Origin of the sequence: Echinicola shivajiensis, assembly GCF_018642165.1 — a bacterium.
Taxonomy (GTDB): domain Bacteria; phylum Bacteroidota; class Bacteroidia; order Cytophagales; family Cyclobacteriaceae; genus Echinicola; species Echinicola shivajiensis.
The window spans coordinates 133,392-152,256 of record NZ_JAHHZM010000007.1; the positions used below are offsets into that span (position 1 = coordinate 133,392).

The window sequence follows — 18,865 nt, forward strand, 5'->3', positions numbered from 1 at the left end:
TAAAATATCTGCAGATGAATACTACATATAAAACATCAAACTGGAGCAGGTGGACAGGATTTCTCGTTTCAATGCTGTTCTTGGGATTGATCAGCTGTGATTTTGAACCGCCATCCAATATCAATATCACTGATGATACCAATATCAGTGGCTATTTGAGACAAAACCCAGATGATTATTCCAGTCTTTCCAGGGTTTTGGAGATCTCCAATACAGAAGGTTACCTTGGCGCTTATGGAACATATACTTTCTTTGCGCCTAATAATAAAGCCTTAGACAGTTATTTTAGTGATAATGGTTTGAGCCTGGAAGGATTGAGTGAAGAGGAGGCCAAAGATATCGTCAGGTATCACCTACTTACAGATACCATATCAACAGCTAATTTTACTGACGGAAAACTACCTATCCCTACAGAATATGGTAAATACCTCGTAACAGGAGCAGAATATGTGGATGGCCAAACCTCTATACGGGTAAACCGTCAGGCCAATATTTTACAGAGTAATATCAAATTGGGGAACGGTGTCATGCATGCCATTGACAATGTATTGTCTCCCCCAACCAAGACTGCAGCCGTATGGATTGAAGATAAACAAGAATACTCTATTTTCTCAGAAGCATTAAAGTCCACAGGTTGGTATGATGTCTTGAATAGTGAAGAAGATGGTGTCTGGTATACAGTGATGGCCGAGTCTGATGAGACTTTTGCAGCAGCTGGATTTGACAGTTATGCTGCATTGGAGGACCGCTATTCTCATTTGGGAGATCCCAGCAATCCAACAGATACTTTGAACTTGTTTATGGCCTATCATATCCTGCCAAACATTAAGTACATTGCTGATTTGGTGACCGCTACAGCCCACCAAACCCAGGCACCGCAGGAAGTGATTACCATTAAACTAAAAGGGGAGGAAGTGCTGATCAATGAGGATGTTTTCTTCGGGGTGTTGGAGCCAGGGTCTGTACTCATTCGACCTGAAAGTGATAATTCTGTTACAAATGGAGTAGTGCATAAAGTAGAAGAGCATTATGCCATTAAGCTGAGAGCACCCACTGCAGTTTATTGGGATGTGGCAGACCAACCTGAAATTAGACAGTTGACTTCATATTTTAGAATTCCAGGAGCACCTAATTATACATTCAAATTAGGAGAACTATCAGGAATGTCATGGGGAGGAAATTATGTAGACTATATGGTCAATTATATTCCACCTAGCTTGAATGAAATTTATTATAACCATGGTGATTTCATGAAAATTGAGATTCAAGGAAATCGTCTTACTTCAGTTGAATTCACTACGCCAGTTTTGGTGAAGGGTAGATATAAAGTTTGGGTTTGTCATTATGGTGACAAGTGGAATAATGGTGCAGAGCTCAAAATGACTTTTAATGGTGAAGATATACCAGGGGCGAGACTCTTAGATACACGTATCAAGGCTCCATCAGGAATGAATGAAGATGAGTTGGAATCAAGAGGATGGAAAGAGTATCTGACAGCAGGTTCCAATGGCGGTAGAATCATGGGTCGATTCATCGGTACCATTGATGTACAGACTACCGGTGAGCATAACCTTCGATTTGACAGAATTACTGGTATCGGACGTAGTAATGGCGGGCTTTGGTTGGATATGATCCATTTTATCCCAGAGGGCGATAACCAGATTTATCCAAAATTTGCACTTGATGGATCACTGGTGTATGAAGAAGATGAAGACTAACATATGCCTTCTGGAAAATCTATGTCCTATAATTTTCAAATAGCAAAAACATGATCAAAAAATATAAAAACCACCTGCTAATGATACTTTTCATTGGTCTGAGCGCTTGCTCAGATCAATGGGAAGAACATAATAATGCAGCGCAGGATTTAAACAATAATTTGGTACAGTTGATCCGCTCGGACGAGGACCTCAGTACCTTTGCGGATCTTTTGGTGGCGTCCGGATTGGACAAACAGCTAGCCTCCGGTTCTTATACCGTCTGGGCACCGACCAATGCCGCATTAGCAGACCTGCCATCAGGGATAAGCGGAGATAAAGAAGCCTTAAAGCTTTTTGTTGGCAATCATATTGGTTATCAAGAAAACCTAAGCTATCAAGCTGAGGAGGCACCAATAAGGGTGAAAATGATGAATGGAAAAGTGAGCGAGCTTCGTGAAAATAGCATTATTTCAGTTGATGAATCCGCCTCATTTGAATACGCTGACCGATTGGCGAAGAATGGTGTTCTCTATAAAGTAGATGCTTATATGACTCCCAAAAAGAATATTTGGGAAGTATTGCAGGAAGAAAGTGATAACCCGATTAGTCAGTTGGTCATGAACATGTCCGTGACTGATGAGGTAACCATGGAAACGTACAATTACTTCCGATATGATGTAGCGGACTTGAGCAACGAAGACTCTACCTATACTTTTATCATGTTGGATGATGCTGCGTACGAAACATTCCAAATGGAAATGGAACCTTATTTTAAGGATACCTTACCAGATGAGATGTCCATGCCGCTCTCATTAGGGCTTACCAAAGATTTGGTGTTCACGACTTCTTATTATGAGAATGTGCCAGACACGATTTTATCTGTAGATAGTGTAAAGGTAGCTTTTCATCCTGAAAACGTGCTAAGGCAGATCAATGCCTCCAATGGAGTGGTTTATATTATGAACGACTTTGACTATAAGCTTTCAGATAAAATTCCAGCAATTAAAATTGAAGGAGAATACTTTGATGCGATAAGCGGGAGTTCAGGTCCCGTAAACGTTCGCGCAAGATCTTGGGCTTCCAATGAGCGTGATCTGTTGGTTTTCAACCACAGTACACCATCTTACCATGTGACGTATAATGTTCCGCAGGCACATTCTACAAAGTATAAGATTTATTGGCTGGCCAATAATGATAACTATTGGCCGAGAAACAACTGGCAGAGTATTGCCATAGATTCGGTCAGCAACCTTCCTTATGGGAATAAGATGGTGGAGTTCAATAACCTTGAAGAGGTGTATATAGGAGAGCATGAAGTGCAAAACTATGGTCAGCTGAAGCTGATCCTGAAGGCGGAATCTACCTCAAATAATGACTGGAACACCTTGGTTCTGGATTACCTGAAATTAGTTCCAGTATTTGAATAAACCCAAAATCAGAAATCGATGAAGCTAAAAAATATATACAAGATATGCACAGCAGTGCTAGCCATTCAGTTGGGTTTTGCTAGTAGCATGATGGCTCAAGAAGTAGAGGAGGTCAAGGTACTGCCCAACAGCGAATCAATATACCTGGAGGAAGTATTGACGGGTAAGATAGTTTCCAAAAGAACTGGAATAGCTTTAGAAGGCATAGGTTTGTCCTACAAAGATATTTCAGCAACTTTCTCCAATTCAAATGGGGAGTTTAAACTGCCTGTTCCAAGTTATTCCACCACCATTGTGGTGAGTTTGGGAGATGAAATTGTTAAAGAAATCCCATTGAAGGGAAGAAGTAGCCTTGAAATAGCACTGTCAGATTTTGAGTTGGTCCAAGCGGGAAAAGGTTTGGTGCAGTTGCCTTATGACGAGAGATTGTCTCATCAGGTAACAGGAGCAGTATCTACTGTGGACCTTACCGATGCCTGGAAGGGCAAAGCCAATTCTCCTGAAACGGCTTTTCAAGGAGAAGCCGCAGGGGTCAATATGATCAGAAGATCTGGTACCCTTGGTATAGGTGCTAATACATTTATTCGCGGTCTAGGGTCCTTGAATGCCAATGCCAAACCTTTGGTGGTGGTGGATGGAATGATCTATGACATGAATGAATATGAAGGTTCCGTGATCAATGGCTTTACATCCAATCCACTATCGTTTATTGATGTTAAAGACATTGATAAAGTGACTTATCTCAAAGACGGAGGATCAATATATGGCACGAAGGGCGCAAATGGAGTCGTGTTGATCACTACTTCGAGGGCGAAGGATTTGACTACAAGGATTGATTTTTACACCTATGGAGGAGTCAATATTCAACCCAAGAACCTTCCGGTGATGCAAGCAGATGAATTCAGGTCCTATTTTTCTGAGATGTTACGCAGTAGCGGTCTTAGCACAAATGAGGCACTGAACCACCGCTACTTAAATGAAGTACCAGATACCTTAGGGTATTATAACTATCATAATAATACCAATTGGCAGGATCAGGTAATGCGTGCCAGTTATGATCAAAACTATTTTGTTAAAGTATCTGGTGGAGATAATATCGCCAGCTATGCATTGTCTATAGGTCATTTGAAAAGTCGTAGTGTCATAGAAGGTGAAGGGTTTTCTAGATCAAACGTAAGGTTTAACGCTGATTTTCAGGTTACGGAAAAATTCACGGCAGGAACCAATATGGCATTTTCCTATGCGGTGACGGACTTGTACCAATATGGCAGTGAAGTGAATAGTATAAGCCCTCTTTACCTTGGTTTGGCCAAGTCGCCGTTTTTGGCACCAAATATTTTCTCTGAAGATGGTATAGAATCTCCTAATTTGAGTGATTCTGATTCATTAGGGATCAGTAACCCCCGTTCAATCATTGAAAATATGCAGGCCCAAAATAGAAGGTTTCGTTTCTTTGGTTCATTTAATGGTAAATACCAATTCAATGATCATTTTAGTCTACAGAGCTTGTTTGGCTTGACCATTGATCAAAATAGGGAGTCTTTCTTTGTTCCTGACTTAGGGGTGGAAGAAGAAAACGGTACCAATACCATTATAAAAAATAAAATTGGTGGCCAGGTTCAAAGGTTGTTTTCTACCTATAGTGACACCAGGTTTAATTATAACAATACTTTCGGATACGCCCATAATTTTGACTTGGGTTTAGGTTTTAGATTCAATAAAAACACACTGGAAGAAGACAGAGGTTATTCCTTTAACTCAGGGACTGATGATTTCATTACTTTGGGATCTGGGGTAGTGAGCTTAAATCAAGCTTTTGGAAATAATGGAGAATGGATCTGGATGAGTTACTATGCTGATGCAAGCTATAATTACCTTAACAAATATTTTGTAGATGTAGATGTAGCGGTGGATGGTTCTTCAAGGTTTGGCCGTAAGGCACAGGATGGTATCAGTTTATTCAACCATAAGTTTGGTGTTTTCCCTTCTATTAGTGGTGCATGGTTGATTTCTTCTGAGGATTTTATGGCATCGAATCCGCTTGACCTTTTGAAGCTGCGCTTGAGTTACAGTCAAACTGGTAATGACGGAATTGGAAATTATAACCAATACCAATTGTATTCAGGCTCCAATGTCATGGCTGTACAAGGCTTGGTAAGGTCCAATATTGCCAATGATCAAATCCAGTGGGAAACCAATTCTAAAGTAAATGCTGGTATTGACATTGCTACTGCCAACAGTACTTTGGGTTTTAGCATCGATGTATACCAAAATACCATTTCAAATATGATCACTTACCAGCCGCTTAAAACGGTAGTAGGTTTGGATTATTTCCTCTCCAACGGTGGAGAAATGGTTAACCGAGGAGTTGACCTTGGTGTCTCAGCAAAAGTGTTGGACAGAGATGTAAAACTGGATCTTGGACTTCAGATCGGAACTTATACCAATGAGGTGAAAAAGCTACCTTATGATAAGCGAATTACTCCTGTGGCGGGTGGCCATGTTATCACCACTACCGGAGAGTCTGCAGCCATGTTTTATGGATATGAAACAGATGGAATTTACAATACGAGCGGAGAAGCTGCTTCTGCTGGCCTGAGTGCCTATACCGAAAATGGAAATTTGACTTCCTTTCAGGCTGGTGATGTGAAATTCATTGACCAAAACAATGATGGCGTGATCGACGAAAGTGACAAGACCATCATTGGCAATCCAAACCCTGATTTTTATGGAGGTTTTACAGCCCATGCTACCTATAAGCGATTTACGTTTGATGCGGCATTCTCTTTCAGTTATGGAAATGATGTTTACAACTATGTAAGGCAGAAAATGGAAAGCATGTCAAGCTATGAAAATCAGTTCTTGAGTGTCAGAAATCGCTGGAGAGCAGAGGGACAAGATACCGATATGCCAAGACTGGCATATGGAGACCCATCTGGTAACAGCCGCTTTTCTGATCGCTGGATAGAAGATGGCTCCTATCTAAGGTTGAAGACCATTAATATCAGCTATGATATTCCGGTGAATGCTTCAATTATCAAGAATGTGAATGTATATGCGGCTGGTCAAAATTTATTGACCATTACCAACTATCTGGGCTACGATCCTGAATTCAGCTATACTAGTAGCGTATTTGGGCAAGGTGTAGATGTGGGATTAAGCCCGCAATTTGCCAGTGTATTGTTGGGACTTAAAATCGGATTGTAATCATGCAAAAGTTAATAAGAATCTTAAAAGCCCAAAATATGAAAATGATGTTTGTCCCTTTCAAAAAATACCTGGCGGTGGCCTCGATAAGTGTGGGATTATTTTCTTGCTCTGATATGCTGGACGTGGAGCCAACATTGGAGTTGGATAAAGACCGGTTTTATCAAAATCAGCTAGATGCCGATGTGGCGGTAATGGGTGTATATGGCGAAATGATGAAGCTAGCCGAGCAATATGTAGTGCTGAATGAAGTCAGGGCGGACTTGATGGAGCCAACCATGATGGCTGATGCTGACCTGGTAGATCTGAGCAATCATAGTGTAGTGGCTTCTGACAACAATAAATACGCAGATCCAAAACCATTTTATAGGGTGATCTTAAACTGTAATGATGTCTTGGAAGGCTTGGAAAAGATGCGAGATGAAAACAGGATTACAGAGGATCAGTATAATCAGCGCTTGTCCGATGTGGCTGCGGTGAGGACCTGGGTTTATTTACAATTGGGGATCCATTTTGGAGAAGTACCTTATGTGACCAAGAGCATTGAGAGCATTGATGATGTCAATAACCCTGGGCTATATCCCAGGCTAAGCTTGATGGCATTGATTGATGAATTGGTAGAATATATGGAGTCCATGCCTTATCTGGATGCATATCCTTCCAATATTGGTTTGGTAGGAAGTTCTGCTGGCTATGACTTAAGTACTTATTTCGTCAATAAAAGAGGGCTGCTTGGAGACTTGTATTTGTGGCAGGGAAACTATACCAAAGCTGCAGAGATGTTCAGGACCATCATGGAGTCCTCTACTTCAATGGGGCCTGGGGCAGGAGCAGTATATTATGATCGGATGAGGCTTTCTTGGAGCTCCTCCAATTATTTCAATGTGCGGTATGGAAAGGAAAACGATATCAATTCACTATACAATGACAATACCAATGGTTGGCGATCAATTTTTGGCCGTCCAGCTGGAGAGCGCTATTCCTATGATGTTTGGGTTTGGGTAATGCACTATGATAGTGATTTTGCTCCTGAGTATCCTTTTATTAGATTATTTGCCAATGAAGGTGAGGGACAATATCAACTGAAACCTTCTCAGTCTATTCTTGACAAGTGGAACAGTCAAACCCAATGGAATAATGTGGAGTTTGATGCACGGGGAATCCTTTCTACTAAAAAATGGGATACCATGGAGCCTGAAGTGGGTAAGTTTACCTTTAATTATAATGCCCTAAGCACCCCACTTCAAAAAGAGGGGAAATGGATATTAGAAAGAGCTGCTTCAGTACATCTGAAGTTTGCGGAAGCTGCCAATAGGGATAATCTGGATGGTATTAGTAAGCTTTCCAGGGCCCTTATCAACGATGGAATAAGGGAAGCTTATACTCCAGATGACTTTTCTGGTGATGATGTTACCGATATTCAGAACACCTTAGCTTATGGTGCTCCTTATGATTTCGATGCCAGACAGGGGGATTTTCCAACCTATAGAGGGCCTTGGTACAGACACCAAGGAATCAGAGGAAGGGCTTATTTGCCTCCGATTACCTTGCCTGGAGAAATTACTGGCATGCAAGAAGAAAAAGACTGGACAGAAGATTTGATCATCCAAGAGACGGCGCTAGAATTGGCATTTGAAGGACACAGATGGCCGCAATTGCTTAGAATTGCGATGAGAAGAAATCCATCTGTTTTAGCAAACAGGGTATATGATAAACTGTCCAAGTCCAAAAACCCAGATGCGATGGGCAGAGCAGCAGGTGTAAGAGCTAAATTAATGAGCGGAGATTGGTTCCTTCCTTTTCATTGGGAAGAGTAAAATAGATTGTAATTGATTTAAAACCAGTAAGATTTAGTGTGAAATGCATAAAAGCGTGTTTGAATAATATTTTTTATTCAAACACGTTTGTTAGAAATAAAGATTAGTTATATTAAGGGAAAGTTAACAATCACCCAATGTTATGAAGTATCTAAGCATGAAAAAGTCTTCTAGATTGAGCTTGAAGACCCGGTTGTTAGTTTACTTAGCTACTCTTTTAATATGTGTTTTGGCGGCGAATTTTCGCACTGAGATACAGCAGGTCACAGGAAATTCTTACAGTGAAAATGTAAAAATTTCAACCATTGAAGAATAAGCTATGTTCACTAACCTTTTAAAATACGGCAAGACCTTGGGTCTTGCCGTATTCATTTTACTTTTACTCAAATTATCAATTGTGTCTGGCCAACAGGCAAGACACATGGAAGCCCTAGACCGGGGATTAGTGGCACTCTCCTCTCCAAACGGAGGGAATTTTATAAGTTGGCGAGTGCTTGGCACCGAGCCGGATGATATCAGCTTTAACCTCTACCGCCTTGATCAATCGGGCAATGCAGCAAAAATAAATGACACCCCCATAATCCAGACCAGTAGCTATGCTGACAAAGCAGGGAATAGTCAAAGTGTCTATGAGGTAAGGGCTATTGTAGAGGGTAAGGAAATGGCTTCATCAAAGTCCAGTACTACCTGGCAAAAAAACTATTTGTCCATTCCTCTGAAAACTCCTGAAGGCTATATGCCCAATGATGCTTCAGTGGGAGATTTGAATGGAGACGGGCAATATGAAATCGTACTTCATCAAAGAGGGAGAAGTAAAGACAATTCTCAGAAAGGAATTACTGATGATCCCATTTTACAAGCTTATACCTTGGAGGGGAAGATGCTTTGGGAAATTAACTTGGGCAAAAATATTCGGGATGGTGCCCACTATACCCAGTTTATGGTCTATGATCTGGACGGCGATGGAAAAGCAGAGATAGCCTGCAAGACTGGTGATGGTACCACTGATGCCTTAGGGAACGTGATTGGCAATGCCAATGCGGATTATAGAAATGAGGATGGATATATTCTGGAGGGTCCTGAGTTCCTGACCATTTTTGATGGAGAATCAGGCAAGGCCTTGGCCACGACCGATTATATTCCACCTCGGTATCCAGGAAAACTTAATCCTAATTCGGATGAACTCAAATCCCTATGGGGAGACGGGTATGGCAATCGTGTGGATCGATTCTTGGCAGGGATTGCCTACTTGGATGGAGAGCACCCAAGCTTGATTATGACCCGTGGTTATTATACAAGAACGGTAATTGCCGCCTGGAATTGGCGGGAAGGTGTCCTGTCGGAAGTTTGGACGTTTGACAGCCATGATGGGGATTCTGACCATCTTAAATATGCAGGGCAAGGCTATCACAGCTTATCCATTGGGGATATTGATGAAGATGGGAAAGATGAAATCGTTTTCGGGGCGATGGTCCTGGATGATGATGGGTCTGGGATTTACAGCACAGGTCTTGGGCATGGTGACGCTTTACATTTATCGGATATAGACCCAGAAAGACCAGGCATGGAATTATTCGGGATTCACGAACATGTTAGACATGAGCATGGTGCCAACCTCAGGGACGCTGATACTGGAGAGATCATTTGGTCTTACCCTTCAGAAGATGTGGGAAGGGGCTTGGCCATTGACATTGATCCGAGATATATGGGCTATGAGAGTTGGGCATCAGGACCAGGGCTTAAAGGTCTTTGGAATGTCAAAGGAGAGGTAATTTCAGAGAAGAAGCCCAGCTCCTGCAATATGGGTATATGGTGGGATGGAGATTTGCTTAGAGAAATCCTAAATGGAGTGGATATTGACAAATGGGATTTTGAAAATGAGCGCTCTAATCGCATTTTTACAGGTGAAGATTATCAGGTAGCCAAAAATAACGGGACCAAATCCAATCCAGCACTTTGTGCGGATATTCTTGGAGATTGGCGGGAAGAACTGATTGCGAGAACGGAAGATGGGCAGGAACTAAGGATTTTTACCACTACCATACCAACAGCACAAAGGCTCTATACCTTGATGCATGATCCCGTTTATCGCCTAAGCATTGCGTGGCAAAATGTGGGTTACAATCAGCCAGCCCATACAGGTTTTTATCTTGGGGCAGGAATGCAAAATCCTCCCAAACCTCAGATCAGCACAAAGTAAGAAGACCATGGACTTAATCATGGCATGATGCTAATTCTTGCCATGATTAAGTGATCAACCTTATTCCCCAACCAACACAGTTCAGCAGAGTTGGACGGTTTTTTCTTTTTATTTTAAGCGGTATATAAATAAGGACAACTATGAAGTATTCTTTTTGGATGCTGTGCACCACCATCTTGATGGGCTCAGCATGTAATCCTGCAGAGGAGAGTGAGGAAACAGTAAATTTTACAATAGAGAACAAGGCTGAACTTGCCTTGACAGATAAGCCTGTCCTATTGAAAAGAACGGCAATTCCCGGAGAGGGGGATAAAGAAGGAAAGTTTCCGCTGATCATCTCAGGAGGAGACACGATTCCTGCTCAGTGGGATGATACGGACGGCGATGGGGCATGGGATGAGCTGTTTATGGTATTGGATTTTTCGGCCAAAGAAAAGAAGAAACTTCAACTGGCTTGGGCAACTGAGAAACCCGCCTTTCAAGCAAGGACGAGTGTCCGTTTTGGCTTAAGGGAGGGGGCAGATATTTCCGTCCATCCTGCTCAAAGCGATACTTTACCAGCAGACGGCCTTCCTAAAAGTGTAGGATATCAGCCATATCAAACGGATGGGCCTTCTTGGGAAAATGATAAAGTAGGCTTTCGTCATTATTTTGATGGGAGGAATGCCAAAGATCTTTTTGGCAAGAAAACTTCCCAAATGAGCCCTGAAGAAGTGGGAATCAGTAGCGAAGGAGCTGTAGAGGACAATTACCATGTGATGGAAGATTGGGGTCGGGATATTTTGGCTGTTGGGAATTCTGTAGGCTTGGGCGGTGTAGCTTTGATGATCGATGGTGAGCCAGCCAGGCTTGGGGTGACTGTCATTGATTCCATTAATAATGTGGAGAAAAGTGTTTTTCAAATCATCGAAGAAGGGCCTGTTCGCTCGATTATCCAATATGACTACTTGAATTGGGAAACTCATGACCGCTCCTATGACGTCCAAGAGGTCAGTACCATCTGGCCTGGAATGTACGCCTATAAAAATGAAGTGTCTGTAAAAGGGCTCAAAGGTGATGAGGAGCTTTTGATCGGTTTGGTGAATATTAATAATGATATGGACCTTGCTGAGATTGAGATCAATGATGAATGGGTGGTTTTACTGACCCATGATCAGCAGACTTACGAAAAAGAATGGTGGCTGGGGATGGCGCTCATCCTGCCAAAATCAATTTATCAAGGATTTACAGAAGCACCTGAGTCGGGAGATCTCTCCAACAGTTATTTGGCTAAGTTAACGGTAGAGGAGAGTCAACCGGTCGCCTATTATGCTGTAGCAGGATGGGAGCTTTCTGATGAACAATTTACCGATCGGGAATATTTTAAAAGCTATGTAGTTGACTTGGTGAACCAATTGACTGCAGAGGTAGAAGTAGCTTGGGTAAAATGAAAAGATGGAGACATGGTATAATGGCTTTTGTGACGGGTATGCTGGTTGCTTCCTGCACCTGTTCCGTAAACCATTCTTCCGAACAAATGACCATTGTCAAAAAACTAATTTTTGAAGATGATTTTTCATTACCTCTTGATACCAAAATATGGAAAATAGAAATGGACAGTCTTCTCAACTCTTCAGCTTCATCTTTTGATGGAAAACTGGTTTTGGATACCAAGGGCGGAGTTACGGTTTGGTTGGATAAAAAGTTGGCCGGTGACATTGAGATTCACTATAAAAGGCAGGTGGTAATGGCTGATGGACCCAATGATAGGCTCTCTGACCTGAATCAGTTTTGGATGGCTACAGATCCAAAGGATACGAATCTATTTACGCGGAGCGGTAAATTTGAAGAGTATGATTCCTTAAGGATGTATTATGTAGGTTTTGGAGGGAATTATAATGGAACTACCCGCTTTAGAAAATACCAGGGAAACGGTGAAAAAACACTGCTTTTTGACTTGGAAGATGAAGAACATTTGCTACAGCCCAACCATTGGTATGATATCAGTATAAAGGTGGAAAATGGAACCATTACCTATTGGGTAGATGGAGAAAAATTCTTTGAATACAAAGATGAAGCGCCATTGACCACTGGATATTTTGGATTTCGCTCCACTTGGTCACATGATGAAATTGACAGTCTGAGGATTTATCAGCTTCAGATGCTTGAAAACAAAAATTAATCCACCGATTGATGGATAAACCCTAAATACGCATAGCATAAAATGAAAAACTACTCACTTTCCCGAAGGAGTTTTGTCAAAAATTCAGCATTGATTACTTCTTCTCTTTATATGGCTCCTGAAATAGCGCAGGCTTTTTCTAGTGAAAATAAAAGCCCAAAAATAATAGAACCTGTAAAACTCCATTGGTTGGAAAATCCAGAAGGGATGATAGCAAGCGGCACCACACTGGGAGTGCCCTGGCCAATGGGGAAGGTGAAAAAAGAAGGTTTTTATTTGGTGAATGAAAACGGAAAACAGCATCCTGTTCAAAGTTGGCCATTGGCATATTGGCCTGATGGATCTATCAAGTGGTCAGGTCATGCGATACCTAGACCTGATAAGATCGGAAAAGGTATACAGTTGATGCCAGGCAAGGGCATCCAACCAGAGAAGTCCCTTGTAGTGGTGGAGAGTGATGAGCAGATCCTGGTAGACACCGGATTGATTCAATGCACTATTTCAAAAAGCGGTAATCAGTTAATCAAAAGTATAATCAGGAATGGCCGAGAAGGGTTGATCAATGGACGTTTGGTTTTGTTACATCAAGATGGTGTGTTAGGAGAAAAAGAGAATATCACGTCTTCCCTTTTTGAAGGGCAAATTGAAAAAGTTGCTGTAGAGCAGCAAGGCCCTGTGAGAGCTGTGGTAAAGATTGAAGGAAAACATGCAGGAGAGGGACGTGAAGCTTGGCTCCCTTTTGTGATTCGATTGTATTTTTATTCCGGAGGAGATTCCATAAGGACCATGCATACCATTGTGTTTGACGGAGATGAGGAAAGAGACTTTATCAAAGGCTTAGGTTTGAGGTTTGAGGTTCCTATGGAGGATGAGTTATATGACCGACATGTTCGATTTGCGGGAAAAGATCGTGGAGTATTTGCTGAGGCCGTCAGAGGTTTGACAGGCTTGCGAAGAGATGCCGGCAAGGCGGTCAGAGATGCTCAGGTCCAAGGAGAAAAAACGCCCGATGAAGCAACTTTCCCTGATAGTGTTAAATCTCGTTTGCATTACATCCCAGCCTTCGGGGACTATACCCTTTCTCAAACCAGTCCAGATGCTTTCTCCATTCGTAAGCGCACCAAAGCTGGACATTCTTGGCTGAAATCAGGATTTGGAGATCGGGCGCGTGGAACAGGCTATATCGGCGGACCTTCGGGAGGAGTTGCATTTGGGATTAGGAATTTCTGGCAGAGTTACCCTGCGCAGCTGGACATCCGAAATGCGCACACTCAAAATGCTGAAGTGACCATGTGGCTGTGGGCTCCGGATTCCCTAGCCATGGACTTACGCTTTTACCATGATGGCATGGGGCAGGACACCTATGAAAAGCAGTTGGATGCTTTAAACATTACCTATGAAGATTATGAGCCAGGCTTTGGTACTGCCAAGGGAGTCGCCAGGACCAGTGAGATGACCATTGCAGTCTTGGAAGAAACACCTGATGCTACCTATTTCAATGCCATTACTGATGGGGTAGCGGTTCCTCCACAGCTCAGTCCTGATCCCCAATATTTGCATCAAGTGGGTGTGTTTGGGAAAATTTGGGACCTGCCAGACAGAAGTACTACGACCAAGTCCAAAATTGAGGATTATTTGCAAGATCATTTTGAGTTTTATCATCAGCAGGTAGAGGACCGTCGATGGTATGGCTTTTGGGATTTTGGCGATGTGATGCACAGCTATGATTATGATCGACATACTTGGAAGTATGATGTAGGCGGTTTTGCTTGGGATAACTCAGAATTGTCCACGGATTTATGGTTATGGTATTATTTTTTGAGAACAGGAAGATCGGATGTATTTAGGATGGCTGAGGCCATGACCCGCCATACAGGAGAAGTGGATGTACACCATCTTGGACGTTTTGCTCCTTTGGGAAGCCGGCATAACGTGCAGCACTGGGGTTGCAGCGCCAAACAGCTTCGCATTTCCACTGCAGCCAATAGACGTTTTTATTATTACTTGACAGGTGATGAGCGAGTGGGTGATTTGATGCGGGAACAGATCAATGCTGTGGCTACCTTGAAAGCAATTCCGCCTACCAGAAAAGTGAGTGACAAGTCTGTTTGGGAAACAGAAGATGACCCGAACAAGGTCTACGTGGGTTTTGGGACTGATTTTAGTGCTATTTCAGCAGCTTGGTTGACAGAATGGGAACGAACTGGAGACAAAAAAATGAAAGAGAAGCTCATGAATAGTATGCGGACCATTGCCGCCCAACCGAAAGGTTTTTTTACAGGAGGAAGTAGAATGGATTTACAGACAGGAGAATTTGAAATTCAGGATCGTCAGCGCGCATCTGCCTCCCATCTGAGCGCCGTATTTGGTTTGATGGAGATATGTGCAGAATTGGTTCAAAATATTGAAATGCCAGAATTCAAACAAGCCTGGTTACAGTATTGTACTTTGTATAATGCAACTGGTGAAGAACAGGAAAGGGAATTAGGAAATGCCTTGGGAAGGCTTAACCTCGGCCAAGGACATAGTCGATTAACCGCCTATGCCGCACAGCAAAAACAAGACCCAGCATTGGCCAAAAGAGCATGGGATGAATTTTTTGGGGGAGCAGCAGGTTACCGTTTTGATAAACCAGCGATTTATACTGTGGAGGGAGAGGATGTGTTGCGGCCTGTAGAAGAAGGGCGCATATCCACCAATGCCACTGCCCAATGGGGTTTGGCGGCCATAGAATGTTTGGGTTTGGTAGGAAGCGAATTAAAGGAATAAAGATGAAAATGTTCAGGATTTCAGTTTGGATGATCCTCACTTTTGGGATCATCCTTACTAGCATTGCACAACAGAAGCATTCTAAGAACTGGAAGTTTGACTTTGGAGAAGGCAAGGTAGCCAAGGGATATCAGCAGGTAAGGCCTGACATGAAATATTCCAGTGCTCTGGGGTATGGTTTCTTGGAGGGACAGCCAGCAGTAGCAGTGGATAGAGGAGGAGATGTGCTCATAGGAGACTTTATTACCAGTGATCAGCCCTTTTTCTTTACGGTGGATGTGCCTGAGGGAAATTATGATGTGAAGGTTGTCCTTGGGGATACAGAGGAAAGCTCCTCTGTGACCATTAGGGTGGAAAACAGAAGGTTAATGTTGGGGCGCACCGATACCAAGCCAGATGAACAGGTTGAAAAGTTCTTATCGGTACATGTTCGCTATCCAGAAATCAAAGGCACCAATGAAAAAGTAAGACTTAAATCACGTGAGCTAGAATATTTGCATTGGGACCATCAGCTGACCTTTGAGTTTAATGGTGCTTCCCCGAAAATTGCGGCCATTGAAATTATTCCAAATACCAATGCGCCCACGGTGTTTTTGGCTGGAAATAGCACTGTAGTGGATCAGGCTTATGAACCTTGGGCTGCTTGGGGACAAATGTTCCCTGTATTTTTCAAGCCTGGAAAGGTGGTGATAGCCAATCATGCTGAGTCCGGAGAGACCTTAAAGTCCTTCCGTAATGCAGGAAGGTTGGACAATGTGTTGAGTCTGATGAAGCCTGGGGATTATCTTTTTATGGAATTTGCCCATAATGATCAGAAGCCAGGAGGAAACCATGTGGAGCCTTTCACTACTTATCAGGAGATCATAAGGGAATATATTGAAGCCGTAAAGGAAAAGGGAGGTATTCCCGTTTTGGTGACTTCCATGCACCGCAGGAGATTTGATGAAAATGGCAAAATTATCAATACACTTGAAGAATATCCTGAAGCCATGCGTCAGTTGGCTGAAGAGGATGGAATAGCCCTTATTGATCTCAATGCCATGAGCAAGGTCCTTTATGAAGCCTGGGGAGTAGATTATTCAAAAAAGGCATTTGTCCATTTTCCTGCGGGGACTTTTGAGGAACAGACACAGGATTTTGCTGATAATACGCACTTCAGTACTTATGGGGCCTATCAACTGGCCAGTTGTGTGGTAGAAGGGGTAAAAGCCACTAACTTAAAACTCAGAAAGTACCTTAAAAAAGGATTGCCAAGCTATGATCCAATAAACCCACCAGCTTTTGAGGACTTTTATTGGCCTTTGAGTTCTAGGACTTCAATTATTAAGCCGGATGGAAATTAGGAAGTAGCCAGTATGGAGTATCAAGTACAAAGTATCAAGTACAAGGTATGAAGTACATATAAGAGAATGCAATGGCTGTTCGGGATTTCAAAGCGCGAGCAGCTTTTGGTTTAAATAGGTTAATATTTTTAAGTGTATAAATAACAATTAAATATTTTTTCTATATTTACCTTATTATTAATCCAAATGGATGATAGGATCAGTAATAACTACTGATTCCTTGTCGGATCCATTAACAATAAAATCAAATAAGTAACCTCAACCATGAATAAGCTGAAACCCCTGATGCTTGGAATGCTGGCACTTTTGCTGCCTTTTGTGAGTCAAGCGCAAAATCAAACCACCCTTTTAGAAATTGACCTGAATGAAAAGGTAAGTGATATCTCTCCCAATATGTGGGGACTGTTTTTTGAAGATATCAATTTCGCGGCCGATGGAGGCTTATATGCCGAAATGATCAAAAACTATTCTTTTGAATTTGAAAACCCTATGATGGGCTGGAGGAGAGTGGAGGATCATGGAGCAAAAGGCTATGTGTTTAACAGAAATCATCCTAGTGGTGTCAATCGAAAATATTTACGCATTCAACGTTTGAATGAAGATGGGAACTTTGGTGTGTTCAATGAAGGTTTCCGTGGAATGGCCGTTAAAGAAGGGCTGAAATACACAGTAACTTTTATCGCCAAATTGGCCAAAGGAGAAAATTTAGCCATCAAAACCAAATTATTGGATGGCGGAGAGCTGGTCGGAGAAGGTGTAGCAGGTGGCTTTACTGATGAATGGGAAGAATATGAAATAGTAATGACTGCCAGCAAAACCCTTGATGGTGTGCAGTTTCAATTTTTGCTGGAAGGAGAAGGGGAACTGGATGTGGATCTGATTTCCATGTTTCCTGAAGATACCTGGATGGGGCGTAAAAGAGGCTTAAGGAAGGATTTGGTGCAATTACTGGCTGATATGGAGCCAGGTTTTTTGAGATTCCCAGGAGGTTGCATAGTTGAAGGTTTTGATTTGGAGAACCGTTATGAATGGAAAAAAACCATTGGAGAAATGGAGGACCGAGAGGTGATCAAGAACCGTTGGAATATTGAGTTTGCTCATCGTACCACACCGGATTACTATCAGTCATTTGGGATTGGCTTTTTTGAATATTTCCAACTTTCAGAAGATTTGGGTGCAGAACCTCTGCCCATCTTGAGCTGTGGTCTGGCCTGTCAGTTCAACACAGGTGAGCAGGTTGCTATTGGAGCCTTGGATGAATATGTCAATGATGCACTTGACCTGATTGAATTTGCGAATGGATCTGTGGACAGTAAATGGGGATCGAAGCGGGCAGAAATGGGACATCCAGCACCATTCAACCTGAAATTTATTGGAGTAGGAAATGAAAATTGGGGACCACAATATATAGAGCGTGCCCAAATTTTTGAGAAAGCCATCAAGGCGGCTTATCCTGAAATCACCATTGTATCTACTTCAGGCCCTTTTCCTGACGGGCAGGAGTTTGAATATCTCTGGGGGGAGCTCAAGGAAATGGATGCTGAATTGGTTGATGAACATTATTACAGACCACCTTCTTGGTTTAGGGAGAATGCCAGAAGATATGATGATTATGATAGAAATGGTCCAAAGGTTTTTGCCGGGGAGTATGCCGCTCATAGCACAACGGTGAAAGATGCCTTGAAGCGAAACAATTGGGAAGCAGCATTGTCCGAAGCAGCTTTTATGACCGGATTGGAAAGAAATGCGGCAGTGGTAAGGCTTGCCTCTTATGCCCCACTTTTTGCCCATGTCAATGGCTGGCAATGGAATCCTGATATGATTTGGTTTGATAATCTGAGATCATATGGAACACCGAATTATTATGTACAGAAATTATTTTCTACGAATAAAGGAAGTGATGTTTTGTCCATCGCTGCAGACGGAAAGAGTTTGGCAGGTGAAAACGATTTATATGCCTCTGCCGTAATGGATGGAGAAAGTGGAGAATTGATATTTAAGATTGTGAATGTTTCTCCTGAGGTAAAGAAAGTTAGTATCAAACTGGATGGAAAATACAAGGGCAATGGAGAAGGTGTTTTATTGGAAATGGCCAATGATAATCTGGAAGCATTTAATTCCTTGGAGCATCCAAGAGCTATAGAACCACAAGAAAAAAGTATCTCAGTGGTCAAAAAGGCCATTGAACTGGAACTTAAGGGCCAATCGGTGAATGTGGGTAAAATTAAACTGAATAAATAG

The 18,865-nt window shown here is 42.3% G+C and carries 10 protein-coding genes; all 10 read left to right on the forward strand.

Annotated features, from left to right (window positions below; genetic code table 11):
- The first annotated feature begins 14 nt into the window (after positions 1–14).
- On the forward strand, positions 15–1,718 hold the full coding sequence (locus KMW37_RS13220; protein ID WP_215225107.1) for a fasciclin domain-containing protein: 1,704 nt from the start codon (positions 15–17) through the stop codon (positions 1,716–1,718).
- An 80-nt stretch (positions 1,719–1,798) separates the two neighbouring features.
- On the forward strand, positions 1,799–3,127 hold the full coding sequence (locus KMW37_RS13225) for a fasciclin domain-containing protein (RefSeq protein WP_246581482.1): 1,329 nt from the start codon (positions 1,799–1,801) through the stop codon (positions 3,125–3,127).
- Positions 3,128–3,145: 18 nt separating this feature from the next.
- Entirely contained in the window at positions 3,146–6,334 is a 3,189-nt protein-coding gene (locus KMW37_RS13230; protein ID WP_215225109.1) for a SusC/RagA family TonB-linked outer membrane protein, read from the forward strand.
- A gap of 2 nt (positions 6,335–6,336) precedes the next feature.
- Complete coding sequence (locus KMW37_RS13235; RefSeq protein WP_246581483.1) at positions 6,337–8,151, forward strand: RagB/SusD family nutrient uptake outer membrane protein; 1,815 nt, start codon at positions 6,337–6,339, stop codon at positions 8,149–8,151.
- 319 nt (positions 8,152–8,470) lie between these two features.
- Positions 8,471–10,351 carry a rhamnogalacturonan lyase gene (locus KMW37_RS13240; RefSeq protein ID WP_215225110.1) on the forward strand — a complete coding sequence of 627 codons (1,881 nt, stop codon included), beginning with the start codon at positions 8,471–8,473 and terminating at the stop codon, positions 10,349–10,351.
- 140 nt (positions 10,352–10,491) lie between these two features.
- Entirely contained in the window at positions 10,492–11,781 is a 1,290-nt protein-coding gene (locus KMW37_RS13245) for a DUF4861 domain-containing protein (RefSeq protein WP_215225111.1), read from the forward strand.
- Positions 11,778–12,512, forward strand: coding sequence for a DUF6250 domain-containing protein (locus KMW37_RS13250; protein WP_215225112.1), 735 nt, complete (start codon positions 11,778–11,780; stop codon positions 12,510–12,512). Before KMW37_RS13245 ends, KMW37_RS13250 begins: the two co-directional genes overlap by 4 nt.
- Positions 12,513–12,554: 42 nt before the next feature.
- Positions 12,555–15,281 carry an exo-rhamnogalacturonan lyase family protein gene (locus tag KMW37_RS13255; protein ID WP_215225113.1) on the forward strand — a complete coding sequence of 909 codons (2,727 nt, stop codon included), beginning with the start codon at positions 12,555–12,557 and terminating at the stop codon, positions 15,279–15,281.
- Positions 15,282–15,283: 2 nt separating this feature from the next.
- Positions 15,284–16,624, forward strand: a complete 1,341-nt coding sequence (locus KMW37_RS13260) for a rhamnogalacturonan acetylesterase (protein WP_246581484.1) — start codon at positions 15,284–15,286, stop codon at positions 16,622–16,624.
- A 264-nt stretch (positions 16,625–16,888) separates the two neighbouring features.
- Positions 16,889–18,865, forward strand: a complete 1,977-nt coding sequence (locus KMW37_RS13265; protein WP_215225114.1) for an alpha-L-arabinofuranosidase C-terminal domain-containing protein — start codon at positions 16,889–16,891, stop codon at positions 18,863–18,865.